Raw genomic sequence first — 13,870 nt, 5'->3', positions numbered from 1 at the left:
CTCACCGGTACCCGACGCCCCCGTCGATGTCCACGGTGGTGCCGTTGATGAACGCGCCCGCGTCGGAGCAGAGCCAGACCACGGCGCCCGCGACGTCCTCGACGGTGCCTCCGCGTCCGACGCCGATGCCGCCGATCATCGCCTTCTGCGCCTCGGGCGGGGTGAAGGTGTCGTGGAAGGCGGTGCCGCCGATGAAGCCGGGGGCGAGGGCGTTGACGGTGATGCCGGCCGGGCCCAGCTCCTTGGCCAGGCCTTTCGTCAGCCCGACGACCCCCGCCTTCGACGCGGCGTAGACCGCCGCGCCGTTGCCGCCGCCGTTGTGCGCGGCGAGCGAGGCCATCGTCACGACGCGGCCCGCGGTGCCTGCCGCGCGCAGGTGCGGGATCGCCGCCCGCACGGTGCGGAACGTGGACCCGAGGTTGACCTCGACCACCTTGCTGAAGTGCTCGTCGGTCATCTCCGCCACCGGCGAGCGCCCGATCAGGTGGCCTGCGTTGGTGACGAGGATCTCCAGGCCACCGAGGAAACCCACGGCCTCGTCGACGAGGCGGTCGACCTCGGCCGTGACCGTGACGTCCGCGCCGATCGCGGTGGCCTTGCGCCCCAGCGCGCCGATCCGCTCGACGACCTCGGCCGCCTGTTCCGCCGACCGCCCGTAGTGCACGACGACGTCGGCACCCGCGGCCGCCAGCGCCTCGGCGATCCCCGCGCCGATGCCGTGGCCTGCGCCGGTGACCAGGGCGCGTCGGCCCGTCAGATCGAAGCTCACACGATCTCCTAACCTGCTTGCTACTTGATCCCTGCGGTCGCGAAGCCTTGCACGAAGTACCGCTGGGTGAACAGGAACAACACGATCATCGGGACGGTAGCGAGCACCGTGCCCGCCATCAGGTACTCCCACAGGGTCCGTTCGGTCTGTTGGAACGCAGCCAGCCCGACCTGGATCACCCGCAGCTCCTCGCTGCGGGTGACGATGAGCGGCCACACGAAGTTGTTCCAGCTGTTCTCGAACGTGATCAACGCCACCGTCGCGATCGCAGGCTTCATCAGCGGCGTCATCACGCGGGCGAAGATGCCGAACTCGCCGAGCCCGTCCAGGCGCGCCGCCTCCTCCAGCTCGCGCGGCAGCGACAGGTAGAACTGGCGGAACAGGAAGATCGCGAGCGGGGTGAGCGCGCCCGGCACGATCAGCGCCCACCAGGAGTCCAGCCAGCCGCTCCCACCGCGGCCGAGGAAGTCGTTGCCGCCGAAGAACGGCATGGTCTTCGCGAGCAGGTACTGCGGCACGATCTTGGTGAAGGTCGGGATCATCATCGCGGCCAGCACCAGCATCAGCAGCAGCGAGCGGCCCCGGAACGGCAGCCGGGCCAGGGCGTAGCCGGCCATCGCCGCGAGCACCACGTTGATCACGGTGTGGCCGACGGCGATGACGAGGCTGTTGCGGAAGTACGTGCCGAACGGCGCGAACTCCAGCGCGTCCGGGTAGTTCACCCACTGCCACACCGACGGCAGGATCGTGGGCGGGTAGGACATGACCTCCGCGTGCGACTTCAGCGAGGTCAGCACCATCCACACGAACGGCGCCACCATCAGCAGCGACAGCACGACCAGCACGGCGTGAAGGACGACCCGCCCGGGCCGGGGCGCACCCCCCACCCGCCCCGGCCCGGACGCCCCCGACGCAGGCGCGGGCTGGACCACAGCGCTCTCAAGCGACATCGTCCCTCCCGGTGAACCGCCTGCCGACGATCGTGAGCACGAGCAGGAAGGCGAAGAGCACCACGCTCTGCGCGCTCGCCGTGCTCATGTCGAAGCGCTGGAACGCCGACTTGTAGATCTCGTAGGTCATCACGGTGGTCGAGTTCGCCGGGCCACCCTCCGGGGTGAGCACGTAGAACTGCTCGAACACCTGGAACGAGTCGATCAGCGAGACCACGAGGACGAAGAAGGTGGCCGGCCCGAGCAGCGGCAGCGTGATCGCGAAGAAGCGGCGCACCGGTCCGGCGCCGTCGATCTCGGCGGCCTCGTAGAGGTCGTGCGGGATGCCCTGCAGCGCGGCGAGGTAGATGACCATCTTGAGGCCGATGCCCTTCCAGATGCTCATCAGGATCACCGAGCTCATCGCCCACGCCGGGTCGGAGGTCCACGCCGGGCCGCGCACGCCGAACCACGACAGCACCCAGTTGAACAGGCCGATGTTCGGCTCGAACATCCACATCCACACCAGCGCGATCGCGACGGTGGCGGTGATGTGCGGCATGAAGACCGCGGTGCGGTACCACGCCCGCGCCCGCAGCTTCGTGTTGAGCAGCACGGCGATGACCACGGCGATCGCCATCGCGACGGGCACCGTGAAGAACGTGTAGACGACCGTGTTGCCGATCGCCTTCCACCAGACCGGGTCGCGGAAGATCGCGACGAAGTTGTCGAGGCCGGCCCAGGCCATCGTGCCTGCGAGGATGTCGTAGCGGGTGAAGGCGAGCACGAACGTCGCCACCGTGGGGATGCCGATCCACCACGCGAGGTGCACCACGGCCGGGGCGAGCATGAGGTACGCCGCCCGGCGACGCTCGTGCCCGAGCGGCCGCTGCCGCCGCTGAGCCCCGGCCGCCGCGCGGGCGGCCGGGGGTGCCGTGGTCGGAACCGCCATGCTCAGCGACCCGCCAGCGCAGCCGTGGCCTCGGCCGCCAGGTCGTCGAGCGCCTGCTGCGGGCTCTTCTGGCCGAGCATGGCGCTCTCGATCGCCGGCTTGAACTTGTCGCGGATGTCGAGCCACTGCGGCACACCGCCCTCGGAGTGGGCCGCGTCGAAGTTCTGCATGGCGAACTGGATGGCCTTGTTCTGCTGCACGAACTCCGAGGACTCGAGCGACTTCAGGGCGGGGATGTTGCCGCGCTGCTGGTTCGCGGCGAGTGCGGGTCCGTCCGACGCCAGGAACCCGGCGAGCGCCTTCGCCGCCGCGGGGTGCTTGCTCTGCGCAGCAACGGTGGCGAGGGTGCCGCCCTGGAACATGGCGGGGCGCTCGTCCTGGATCACGAAGAACCCGAGCTTGTCCTGCGCGATCATGTCGGGCGCCTCCTCCTGGATCTGGGTCCAGAAGTGGTGGTGCCCGACCATCATCGCCGTCCGTCCCTGGGCCATCACGTTGCCGGTCGGCGAGTTGGGCACCGTCCAGCCGACGTCCTCACTGCGGTCCACCTGGATGACGTCGGTCATCGTCTGCAGCGCGTTGACCCCCGCCGGGGAGTTGAACGCCGGCGAACCATCCGGGGCGAAGAGCTCGCCGCCTGCAGCCCAGAGCATGGTGAGGAACGCCTGCCGCGGGTCGATGCCGAGCACGTCCAGCCCGGCGACCTGGAGCGTCCCGTCCGGGGCCCGCTGGGTGAGCCGCTTGCCGTACTCGCGCATCTCCGCGAAGTTCTTCGGCGGCTCGGTGATCCCGGCCTGCGCGAAGAGGTCCTTGCGGTAGATGCCGATCCGGGTGTCCATCATGATCGGCAGGGCGTAGACCTTGCCCTCGTGGACGCCCGCGTCGACCGCGCGTTCGAAGAACCGCGACCCGAGCGACGCCGGGTCCTGTCCGAGGTCGGCCAGTACGCCCTTCGACGCGAACGGCGGGATCCACCCGGCGCCCATCAGCATCACGTCGTAGGGCTGGCCGCTCGCGATCGACGTGGTGAGCTTCTCGTTGAGCTTGCCGTAGGAGGTGTAGTCCGGCTTCACCGTGACGTCGGGGTACTGCTGCTTGAACGCGGCGAGCTGCTCCTCCAGCACCGCGGCACCGTCGGCCCCTTCGAAGATCGGCGTCAGCAGGCTGATCTCGCCGCTCACGGCGCCGTCTCCCCCGCGGTCCGGCGCCGGCCCGCCGCACGCGGCGAGGGCCACGAGACCGGCCGCCACGGCCGCAACGGTCCGCAGGACGGACCGGTGTCGGATGGTCATCGATGAACTCCCCTCCACTGCAGTGTGGATCGGCCGCACGGGTGGCCTTTGCCACTGCAACGTTGCACCATTGCAACGATGCACCAAGCTAGGGGCGCCCTCATGCCCTGTCAACGATCGACATCGGCCAAGCTGTGAACGCCCGAGGAGGCGCGGTGAGTGTGACGATCCACCAGGTCGCCGCCGAGGCGGGGGTCTCGCCGAGCACGGTGTCGAACGTGCTCAACGGCCGCTCGGACCGGATGCTGCCGCAGACCCGCGAGCGCGTCGAGGAGGCTATCGCGCGGCTCGGTTACCGCCCCAACGGCCCGGCCCGGCAGCTGCGCACCGGCCGATCCCACGTGCTCGGGCTGGTGGTGCCGTCGGTGGCGAACCCGTTCTGGGGCACGTTCGCGCGCCACATCGAGGCCGCCGCGCTGCAGGCCGGCTACCGGGTGCTGCTGTGCAACAGCGAGCGCGACCAGGCCCGGGAGCGCGACTACCTCGAGGAGCTGTGGGCCGACGGCATCCGCGGCGTGGTGCTCTGCTCGTCGCTGCCGTCGCTGGAACACGTGCTTCCCCTCGTGGAACGCGGGCTCACGCTGGTCGCCTTCGACCGCACGGCCCAGGCGGGCGATCCCCCGTCGCTGGTGAACATCTCCGTGGACAACGCCGTCGGCGCCGAGCTCGCCACCCGGCACCTGCTGGAACTCGGCCACCGAAGGCTCGCCTTCGTCTCCGGCTCGCTGCGCAGCGTCAACCGGCGAGCCCGGTTCCGCGGGTTCGAGACGGCCCTCGAGGAGTTCGGCCTCGGCGCAGACGACGCGCTCGTCTGGTCCGGCGGCACCCAGGACCACTACGGGGACCACTTCGGCGACCTCGACTTCCCCGACCTCGGCCGCAGCGCCGCACGCGAGCTGCTCACCAGCGGCCGCCCGCCCACCGCGATCGTCGCGATCAACGACATGTGCGCGCTCGGCATCACCGCAGGTGCCCGCGACGCCGGTCTGCAGGTGGGCACGGACCTGTCCGTGGTCGGCTTCGACGACATCGTGCTCGCCGACCTCGCCACCCCACCGCTCACCACGATCCGCCAGCCGCTGCCCGCGATGGCCGACGCCGCATTCACCCACCTGCGCGCCGGCGTCGAAGGGGGCGGCGGCAGACCCAACGGCGGCTCCCTGCTCCTACGCCCGGAACTGGTCGTGCGCAGCTCCACCGGCCCGGTGCCGGGCTACACATAGCTGGTACTTCCAGCTGATCGTTGTGTCCGTGCATGAAGGGCTTCCCGCGTCCTCGCAGTTGCCACCTCATGATCGGCAAATCGGTGCGAGAACGGCGGGATCTCGCCGCGTTCGCACCGAACCGCTGATCACGGGCGTTCCGCGGAACGCGCCCACGGCACCAATCAGGTCTCGGGCAGTAGCCGTCCCCTAACCTTCCCCGGTGCAGGTCTCCCACGCCGCCGGGCGCACCGGGTTCCTCGACGGGCTGAAGGCGTTGCGTGCCACGGCCGACGGGCTCGACGACGACCAGCTGCTCGCCACCAGCCGCTGCCGGGGCTGGACGGTGGGCGACGTGCTCGTCCACGTCCACCTCGGCCTGCAGGAGATGCTGCTCGGCGTCGTCAGTCCCACCGACCGCGCCCCCGACACCGACGCCACGAGCTACTGGAGCAGCCCCACCGGGCCCCAGTCCGCGGCCAGCCCCGTCGGGCACGTGCGGTTCGTCCGGGCGATGGGCGCGGCCTACCGGTCACCCACCGGGATCGTGGCGCACCTGCGGCCCACCGCCGACGCGCTCGCCGCCGCGGTGGGCGCGCTGCCCGACGGCGTCGTCGCGATCCAGGGCCACACCATGCGCACCGGCGACTTCCTCGCGACATGGGCCCTCGAACTCGCCGTCCATCACCTGGACCTCGGGGCCGAGCTCACCCTCCCACCGCCCGCGCCCACGGCGCTCGGCCTGGCTCGCGCCACCGTCGAGGAGCTGGCGGGCGGACCGCTCCCCTGGGACGACGAGGCGACAGTGCTGATCGCCACCGGCCGCCTCGTGCCCGACGAGGAGCAGGCGGCGCAGGCCGGCCCGCTCGCGGCCCGGCTCCCCTTGCTGGGCTGATCTCCTCGCGCTCGTCGAAAGGTTCCGAACTGCAACATTTCTGACTGCGACATGACGCGCGCACAACTACCGTCAGACGATGTGCGGGGGCGTCTGATCCTTCGGTGCGTCGGGCTGTTGCTCGGCCTCTGCATGCTCGCCGGTGTGCTCGTCGCGGGCGTGTCCTACCCACTCGCCGCGGGCGCCGGGCTCGCCGCCAACCAGGCGAGCGACAGCCTCAGCGGGGTGTCCGCCGAGCTGATCGCCGGCTCGCTGCCGCAGACCACCACGATCACCGACAGCCGCGGCACCCCGATCGCCCACGTCTTCGCCCAGGACCGCGAGCTCGTCACCGTCGACGAGGTGGCGCCCGCGATGGTCGCCGCACTGATCGCGGTGGAGGACCGCCGGTTCTTCGAGCACGACGGCGTCGACTGGGCAGGCACCATGCGCGCCGTCCTCGCCAACACCGCATCGGGTGACATCGAGCAGGGCGCGTCCACCCTCACCCAGCAGTACGTCAAGAACTACACGCTCTACGTGCTCGCCAACAGCCCGACAGAACAGCTCAGGGCGGTGGAGCAGACGCCGGCGCGCAAGCTGCGCGAGGTGCAGATCGCGCTGCAGCTCGAGCAGCAGCTCACCAAGAACGAGATCCTCACCCGCTACCTGAACACCGTGTTCTGGGGCAACGGCGCATACGGCATCGCCGCCGCGGCGCGCACCTACTTCGGGGTCACCCCCGACCTGCTCACGATCCCACAGGCCGCTCTGCTCGCCGGGATGGTGCGCAGCACCAGCGGGTTCGACCCGGTGCGCCGCCCCGAGGCCGCGCGTGAGCGCCGCGACCTCGTCATCAAGCTCATGCTGGAGCAGGGCATGATCGACGACGAGCAGGCGCAGGCGGCGCTCGCGAGCCCGCTCGGGGTGTCGTCGCCGCTGCGTGCCCGGCCGAACGGCTGCATCGGCGCAGGCGACAACGGCTTCTTCTGCAGCTACGTCCTGCACTACCTGGCCGGCGCCGGCATCTCGCAGAACCAGCTCGCGCGCGGCGGCTACACGGTGCGCACCACCCTCGACCCGGACGCGATGGCCGCGATGACCGCCTCGCTGAAGACCCAGGTGCCGCCGGACTCGCCGGATGCTGCCAACGTCATGTCGATCGTGGAGCCCGGCACCGACAGGCACCGGGTGCAGGCGATGGGTTCCAGCCGGGTCTTCGGTCTCGACGCCGCCGCCCGCCAGACCAGCTACGGCCTGCCCTACGAGCCGGTGAACCTCGGTGCGGGCTCGGTCTACAAGATCTTCACCGCGGCCACCGCCCTGGAGAAGGGCCTGGGCATCAACACCCAGATCGAGGTGCCGCCCGGCGGGTACGCCTCGCCGATCTACCGCGACGGCGGCGGCCGCCCGATCCCCGTGCAGAACGCCGGCAGCTACCCGGGACGGCTCCCGCTCACCGACGCGCTGGCCCAGTCCCCCAACACCGCGTTCATCAGGTTGATGGAGTTCACCGGCGTCCCGCCCGTCGTCGACATGGCGGTGCGGCTGGGCATGCGCTCGCTCGCCACCACCCCGTTCGTCAACCCGGCCACCGGGCGCCCGACCGACCGCTCCATCGCCGAGGTCACCAAGGCGCAGCGCCAGGCATCGTTCACCCTCGGGGTCACCCCCACGAGCGTGCTGGAGCTGGCGAACGTCGGCGCGACGCTCGCGAGCGGCGGCACGTGGTGCCCGCCCACCCCGATCGAGTCGATCACCGACGCGGCCGGCAACCCGGTGCCCGTGCCGGAGGCACCGTGCGAGCAGGTCGTCGAACCGGGCCTCGCCAACACCCTGCTCACGGGGCTCTCCAAGGACGACAAGCCCGGTGGCACGGCGGCGGGCGCCGCGGGCCAGGTCGGCTGGAACCGGCCGTTGGCGGGCAAGACCGGCACCACCCAGGTGCACCAGTCCGCCGCGTTCCTCGGCGTGGTGCCCCAGATGTCCGGCGCCGTGATCACGTTCGACAACTCCGCCAACCCCAGGCCGCTGTGCGACGGCCCCGGCGCGCCGTTCGCCTGCCGCGTCGGCAACATCTTCGGCGGAAAGACACCGGCCCAGACCTGGTTCGGCACCATGACCCCCCTGCTCGCCGGGCGACCGGTCGAACCGCTGCCCCCCGCCGACCCGCGCTACGTCGAGGGCGGTGCGGCCACGCGCGTCCCCGATGTCATCGGCCGTCCCGAGACCGATGCCCGCGCCATGCTCGAGCGAGCGGGATTCCCGGTCACCACCGGCACCGTCGACAGCGCGGCACCGGCCGGCACCGTCATCGGGCAGTCCCCGCGCGGCACGGCGCTCCCCGAGGAGACGATCACGCTGCAGATCAGCACCGGCTGGGTCCCACCGCCACCCCCGCCGCCGGGTGCAGGCTGATCCGCCGCGCCGATCTCTTGCGGCCGAGCTCTTGCGGCCGATCTCCTACGACCGGGGGCGTAGGCGAGATGCCTCCGCGGAGCCGACGCCGCGGGCGCGCTCCCGGGCCAGCATCGAATGCATGACGACACCTTCCGAGCCCACCACCGGTATCCGCGCCTCCGACGCCGAGCGCGAGGCCGTCGCCACCCGCCTGCGCGAGGCCGCGAGCGCCGGGTTCCTCACCCTCTCCGAGGCCGACGAGCGCCAGGCCGCCGCCTACGCCGCCGTCACCCGCGACGAGCTCGACCCGCTCACCCTCGACCTGCCGACCGTGCAGGAGCCCGCCCCTGCGCCCGAGCCGCGCCGTGGCCCGCTCGCCGCCGGGGCCCGCAGGCGGCTCGCGGTGCACGCCGCGATCGTCGGCTTCCTCGCGGTGTTCCTCGTGACGCGGTGGGCGATGGACCCCGCACCGTGGTTCTGGCCGGTGTGGCCGATCTTCTGGCTCGGCCTCAGCCTGCTGGTGCACCGCCGCTTCGCCGTGCGCGCCGCGCCCCCGGCCGTCGCGGCCTGATGCGGTGCCGGCTGCCGGCGCCCGACCCCCGTGCTCCTACCCTGTGCGGAGATCGTCGGGGGGACCACGGACGTGCCATCGAACGTGCCATCGAGCAGCCAGGACCACACGCTCGCCGCGAGGGTGGCAGCCAGGGTGATCACGCGGAGCGGCGACGTGGCCGGCGCGGGTTTCCTCGTCGGGCCGGACCTGGTCGCCACCTGCGCCCACGTGGTCGCGAGCGTGGCGGGCGCCGACCCGTACGCCGCCGAGCCGCCGCCGGACCCCGTCCGGGTCGACTTCCCGATGTTGGGCGTCGCAGCCCGGGCGGTGGTGCACCGCTGGCTGCCGATCGCGGAGGACGGCACCGGCGACGTCGCCGTGCTGAAGCTGATCGACCCGTTGCCGCGCGGCGCGCGGATGCCGCCGCTGCGGCGCGTCGACCAGCTGTGGGACCAGCACTTCCGCGTGCTCGGGTTCCCCGAGGGCATGGCGGACGGGGTCTGGACGACCGGGCGGATTCGCGGCGCGCAGGGCACCCGCTGGTTCCAGCTGCAGACCACCGTCGGCGACCAGCCGATCGTCGAAGGGTTCAGCGGCGCGCCGGTGTGGCACGAGGAGACCGGCGCGGTCGTCGGGATGACGGTCGCGGCCGACCGCAGTGGCCGGACGACGACGGCCTACCTCATCCCCGTCGAGCAGGTGCTCGGCGCCGACCCGGAGCTGTTGCCCTGCCCCTATCGCGGTCTGGAGCCGTTCGGTGAGGAACACGCCGAGTTCTTCTTCGGCCGCGACGCGGACGTCACCGTGCTCGCCGACGCCCTCGCCGCGCACCCGCTGGTCGCGGTGGTCGGGCCGTCGGGGGTCGGGAAGTCCTCGCTGGTCGGGGCGGGCCTGGTCCCGCGGCTGCGGGCCGAGGGCGCGCGGATCGCGCAGCTGACCCCGATCCCGGGGCAGCCGGTGGAGCCTGCGCTGACCGCCGCGCTCACGCAGGTGCCCCCCGGTGAGAGCGGCGGCACGCCCGTCCTCGTCGTCGATCAGTTCGAGGAGCTCGCCGCCGCCCAGCCGGACGCGGCACGCGAGCTCCTCGAACGGGTCGGCGATCTCGTGACCGGGACCGAACCGATCAGAGCCGTGCTCACCCTGCGGTCGGCGACCCTCGACGAGGTGCTCGTGCCCGAGCTCGCGGGCATGCTCGGCGCCGGCACCGTGCTCGTTCCGCCGTTGCAGCGCACCCAGCTGCGCGAGGCCATCGTCGCCCCCGCCGAGCGCGCGCCCGGCCTGTCGTTCGAGGCCGGACTCGTGGACCGGATCCTCGACGACGCCGCCACCGAACCCGGCCACCTCCCGCTGGTGGAGTCGCTGCTCACCGAGCTGTGGTCCCGCCGCGACGGCGGCTACCTCACGCTCCGCGCGTACGAGGAGGCCGGAGGCGTCGCGGGTGTGATTGCCACCCACGCGGAAGCCGTGCTGGCCGGCTTCACCGACCCCGATGACGCCACCCGGCTGCGCCGCCTGCTCACCTCGCTCGCCAGTCCCGACCGCGACGGCCGGTTCACCCGTGCCTCGCTGCCGTGGGCCGACGTCGCCCCCGACCTGCGACCGCTCGTGCACCGGCTCGCCGCCGGGCGCCTCGTGGTGGTCGCCCGCTCGTCCACCGGCACCGAGCACGTCCAGCTCGCCCACCAGGCGCTCATCGCACACTGGCCGCGGCTGCGCGACTGGCTCACCGAGGACCGCGACTTCCTCGCGTGGCGCGCGCAGCTCGACCAGCAGCGGGAACGCTGGGAGGACACCTCCCGGGACGACGGGGCGCTGCTGCGCGGCACCGCGCTCTCGACGGCCCTCGACTGGTTGCCCGCGCGGTCCGACGACGTCCCGGAGGCCGGTCGCGAGTACGTCCGGCGCAGCCAGGCCCGGCAGCGGCGCGAGGTACGCCGTTGGCGGATCGTCACCGCGGTGCTCACCGTGCTCGTGCTGGCCGCGGGGACGCTCTCCGTCGTCGCCGTCACGCGCGGCAACCGGATCAACGACCAGCTCCGCCTCGCCAACGCGGAGCTGGTCGCCCAGACGGCGCTCAGGCAGGCCGGCGTCGACCCCGTCGCCGCCACCCGGCTCGCCCTGACCGCCTGGCACCTGGATCCGGCCAATGGCGCGGCCCGCACCGCGCTGGTCAACCAGTACCTCGCCATGAGATCGGTGGAGGCCATCTTCCCCGACGTGAGCGGCGACGGTCTGGACAGGATCGTCCTGCCCCCTGCCGGCGCCGACCGGGTGCTGGTGCGGGACGGCGAAGGTGTCGTGTTGATCGACGGCCTGGCCACCGGCCGGCCCGAGCGCTGGGACGTACCGATCCCCACCGGGTTCCGCGCCGCGGGCCTCATCGAGGAAGGCAGAACGCTCGTCGCGCTCGCCTCGAACGGCGACGTGCTGCGGTGGGACGTCGCGACGCGCAATGGGCCGGACCGGACACCCACCGGGATCACGCCACCCGGGCTCCGCGGCGTCGAGATGGATCCCGCCGCGACGAAGGTGGCGTGGACGCAGCAGGTGAGCCCGGGAGTGCATGCGCTGGAGCTGCGCGATGCCCGGACCGGCGCGGTCGTCCCGCACCGGATCGACCCGATCGCGGACCCCGGGGGCACCGGTGTCGAGCTCCCGGCCGATCCGAACCTGGTGGTCCTCCAGCTCGGCTTCGACTCGGCCGCGTTGGGCCCGTTGGTCGTCCGGGCGCTGGCCGACGGCGCCGAGCGGGCTTCCTTCCCGCCGGGCAGCGTGACCACCTCGTGGGCCGACCGGAACGTGGTGAGCTGCGAGCAGGACGGAACGCAGTCGGTCGCGGTGCTGCGTGCGCTGGCCGACGGCGCGGAGATCCGCCGGTTCGCCCTGCTGAGCACGTGCTCGGCCGAGTGGCCCTTGATGCTCACGTCCGACGGGAAACACCTGGTCGAGGTCACCGCGTCCACCGGTGAGGCCGGCAGCAGGACAGCGCGCCTCACCCGGCTCAGCGATGGGCAGACGTTCGGGCTCGCCCTCCCGCCGGACACCCGCAACACGCTCAACCCGCGCTTCGGCATCCCGATGGTCGTCGTCGGGAGCGACGCCTCGCCCGCTGTCCTGCTAGCGCACGGGGGGTCCGTCCTGCGACTGCGTGCCCAGCCCGTCCCCACCGACCCGAGCCTGACCCTGTGGCCCGTCGACGACGAGCGCTACCTGCTCGCGGTCGGAGGAGACCGGACGGTCCTGTTCGACCGGGACCTGCGCCGGCTCGCGGAGGTGAGCCACGAGCAGGCCGACCTCGCCGGCGAGACGTTCACCTCCGTCACCAGCGGCCTCGTCGTGCTGGCGTCGCAACAGCAGGGCTGGACGGTGACCGACTTCGGCCTGCCCTCCCTCGATCGGCGCTCGGTCCTCCCGCTCGAGGCGCAGACCTCCGGCCGCACACCCCAGGTCGTGGTGACGAAGGACCGGATCGTCGCGATGTCCCGGTACGTCGTGACCACGTGGGACCGTGCCACGGGAACCCAGCCGTACGAACCGACCCGGCTGCCCGAGGCGGGCTATCGCGAGTCCACCCAGTTCGCGGTCCGGCCGGGCCGTCCCGACGAGATCGTCCTGGCCAAGGGGCTGGGCGCCGAGATCTGGGATCTCCGGCAACGGCGGCGGGTCGCCGACATCCCGGTCACCGGCACGCTGCAGCCGATCGTTCCGGCGTTCTTCCCTTCCGGAGACCGGATGGCGGCCCTCACGCTCGGCTCGTACCTGGAGATCAGGGACCTCGCCGGTCTGCAGCCGGTCCGGCCCGCCTTCCCCGCACCCGGCACGTCATCGCTCGTCGGCGTCACCCAGGACGACTACGTCATGACGATGCGCGACGAAGGCGACTACCGGCTCGTCTTCTGGGACCCCGAGCGGGGCAGCGAGAGCGGCACCTTCGCCCTGGCCAAGCTGTACCGTCCGAACGACCTGACCGAAGACGGCCGCCAGCTACGGGTCTCCGCGTTCAACGGCGGAGTTCCGTTCACGATGCCGATCACCGCACAGCAGTGGGCCGAGCGGCTGTGCACGATCGCCGACCAACCGTTCACCGAGAAGGACCGCACGCTCCTACCGGCAGGGGTCGTGGTCGACCACCCCTGCGCGACGGACTGAGCCGAGCATCGATCAACCCCGCTCGCGCTCGTCGCCGGGCGGAGCGCTCGCGACCATCAGGCGCGCGCCCTCCGCGCCCCCGAGCAGGGCGAGGTGCGTTGCGTCGGCAGGCTCTGACCATGCCGTCCGGCGGGCGCGAACGGGCTCGCCCGCCACCACGGCGTCCCCCTCGATCACGAGGGCGAGCGCCCGGTGGGCCGCCGGAACGGGCAGGTCGAGCGCCGCGCCCGGAGCGAGCGTGACGAGCACGACCTGCGCCGGTGCGGCGGGCCGGGCGGGGCCTTCGACCCCGTCCACCGTGCCGGCGAGCACGTCGATCTCCGCCCCCGGCCGGGCGAGGCGCGGGCGGTCGGCGGCACGCAGCTGCTGGTGCCCCGGCAACGCCGACCGCGCCTCCGCGGGGAGGTCCAGCCACAGCTGCAGGATGTGGGCGGGCGTGCCGCGGGCGGCGACCTCCCGGTGCACGATGCCGCGGCCCGCTGTCATCCACTGGGCGTCACCCGCCTCCAGCACGCCCGCGCCACCCGCGTCGTCCTCGTGCTCGAGCACCCCGCCCAGCACCACCGTGACCGTCTCGATGCCGCGGTGCGGGTGCCACTCGAAGCCCGGCGCCGAGATCCGGTCCTCGGACAGCACGAGGAACGGCGACGTCCGGGCCACGTCGCCGGGCCGCACGTGCAGCCACCTGTCGTCGACCTCGGCATCCGGGCCGGCGTGCAGGGCCTCCGCGACCCGGACGACGGTGCGCAC

At 72.4% G+C, this 13,870-nt stretch carries 10 protein-coding genes; 5 read left to right on the top strand and 5 right to left on the bottom strand.

Annotation, left to right across the window (positions count from 1 at the left end):
* Position 1: 1 nt before the first annotated feature.
* Genes FHX44_RS35825 through FHX44_RS35810 form a run of 4 tightly spaced genes read right to left on the bottom strand, consistent with a single transcriptional unit; the run spans position 2 to position 3,942 of the window.
* Complete coding sequence (locus FHX44_RS35825; protein ID WP_147259819.1) at positions 2 to 769, bottom strand: SDR family NAD(P)-dependent oxidoreductase; 768 nt, start codon at positions 767 to 769, stop codon at positions 2 to 4.
* 20 nt (positions 770 to 789) lie between these two features.
* Entirely contained in the window at positions 790 to 1,719 is a 930-nt protein-coding gene (locus FHX44_RS35820) for a carbohydrate ABC transporter permease (RefSeq protein ID WP_147259818.1), read from the bottom strand.
* Positions 1,709 to 2,650 (bottom strand): carbohydrate ABC transporter permease, encoded by a 942-nt coding sequence (locus FHX44_RS35815; RefSeq protein ID WP_147259817.1) that lies wholly within the window; start codon positions 2,648 to 2,650, stop codon positions 1,709 to 1,711. Before FHX44_RS35815 ends, FHX44_RS35820 begins: the two co-directional genes overlap by 11 nt.
* A 2-nt stretch (positions 2,651 to 2,652) precedes the next feature.
* A complete protein-coding gene (locus FHX44_RS35810; protein WP_147259816.1) occupies positions 2,653 to 3,942 on the bottom strand; it encodes an ABC transporter substrate-binding protein in 1,290 nt (429 codons plus the stop codon).
* 155 nt (positions 3,943 to 4,097) lie between these two features.
* On the opposite strand from FHX44_RS35810, the gene FHX44_RS35805 reads away from it, so the two are divergent.
* The 5 genes from FHX44_RS35805 to FHX44_RS35785 all read left to right on the top strand — a co-directional run bounded on the left by FHX44_RS35805 (position 4,098) and on the right by FHX44_RS35785 (position 13,120).
* Positions 4,098 to 5,165 (top strand): LacI family DNA-binding transcriptional regulator, encoded by a 1,068-nt coding sequence (locus tag FHX44_RS35805; protein WP_246170774.1) that lies wholly within the window; start codon positions 4,098 to 4,100, stop codon positions 5,163 to 5,165.
* 202 nt (positions 5,166 to 5,367) lie between these two features.
* The gene (locus FHX44_RS35800) at positions 5,368 to 6,039 is read left to right on the top strand and encodes a maleylpyruvate isomerase N-terminal domain-containing protein (RefSeq protein WP_147259815.1); all 672 of its coding nucleotides are present in this window, start codon (positions 5,368 to 5,370) and stop codon (positions 6,037 to 6,039) included.
* An 81-nt stretch (positions 6,040 to 6,120) separates the two neighbouring features.
* The gene (locus FHX44_RS35795) at positions 6,121 to 8,436 is read left to right on the top strand and encodes a transglycosylase domain-containing protein (protein WP_246170773.1); all 2,316 of its coding nucleotides are present in this window, start codon (positions 6,121 to 6,123) and stop codon (positions 8,434 to 8,436) included.
* 121 nt (positions 8,437 to 8,557) lie between these two features.
* On the top strand, positions 8,558 to 8,989 hold the full coding sequence (locus FHX44_RS35790) for a DUF1707 SHOCT-like domain-containing protein (RefSeq protein ID WP_147259814.1): 432 nt from the start codon (positions 8,558 to 8,560) through the stop codon (positions 8,987 to 8,989).
* 135 nt (positions 8,990 to 9,124) lie between these two features.
* Positions 9,125 to 13,120 carry a serine protease gene (locus tag FHX44_RS35785; protein ID WP_170309174.1) on the top strand — a complete coding sequence of 1,332 codons (3,996 nt, stop codon included), beginning with the start codon at positions 9,125 to 9,127 and terminating at the stop codon, positions 13,118 to 13,120.
* Positions 13,121 to 13,132: 12 nt separating this feature from the next.
* On the opposite strand, the gene FHX44_RS35780 is transcribed toward FHX44_RS35785, so the two are convergent.
* The gene (locus FHX44_RS35780) at positions 13,133 to 13,870 is read right to left on the bottom strand and encodes a pirin family protein (RefSeq protein WP_147259812.1); all 738 of its coding nucleotides are present in this window, start codon (positions 13,868 to 13,870) and stop codon (positions 13,133 to 13,135) included.

The organism is Pseudonocardia hierapolitana, from assembly GCF_007994075.1.
Lineage (GTDB): Bacteria > Actinomycetota > Actinomycetes > Mycobacteriales > Pseudonocardiaceae > Pseudonocardia > Pseudonocardia hierapolitana.
This window is presented reverse-complemented; position numbering and strand designations above follow the sequence as displayed.

Coding starts and splice junctions, on each gene's coding strand:
- FHX44_RS35810 (WP_147259816.1), bottom strand. CDS start 3,942: ATGACCATCCGACACCGGTCCGTCCTGCGGACCGTTGCGGCCGTGGCG.
- FHX44_RS35815 (WP_147259817.1), bottom strand. CDS start 2,650: ATGGCGGTTCCGACCACGGCACCCCCGGCCGCCCGCGCGGCGGCCGGG.
- FHX44_RS35790 (WP_147259814.1), top strand. CDS start 8,558: ATGACGACACCTTCCGAGCCCACCACCGGTATCCGCGCCTCCGACGCC.
- FHX44_RS35820 (WP_147259818.1), bottom strand. CDS start 1,719: ATGTCGCTTGAGAGCGCTGTGGTCCAGCCCGCGCCTGCGTCGGGGGCG.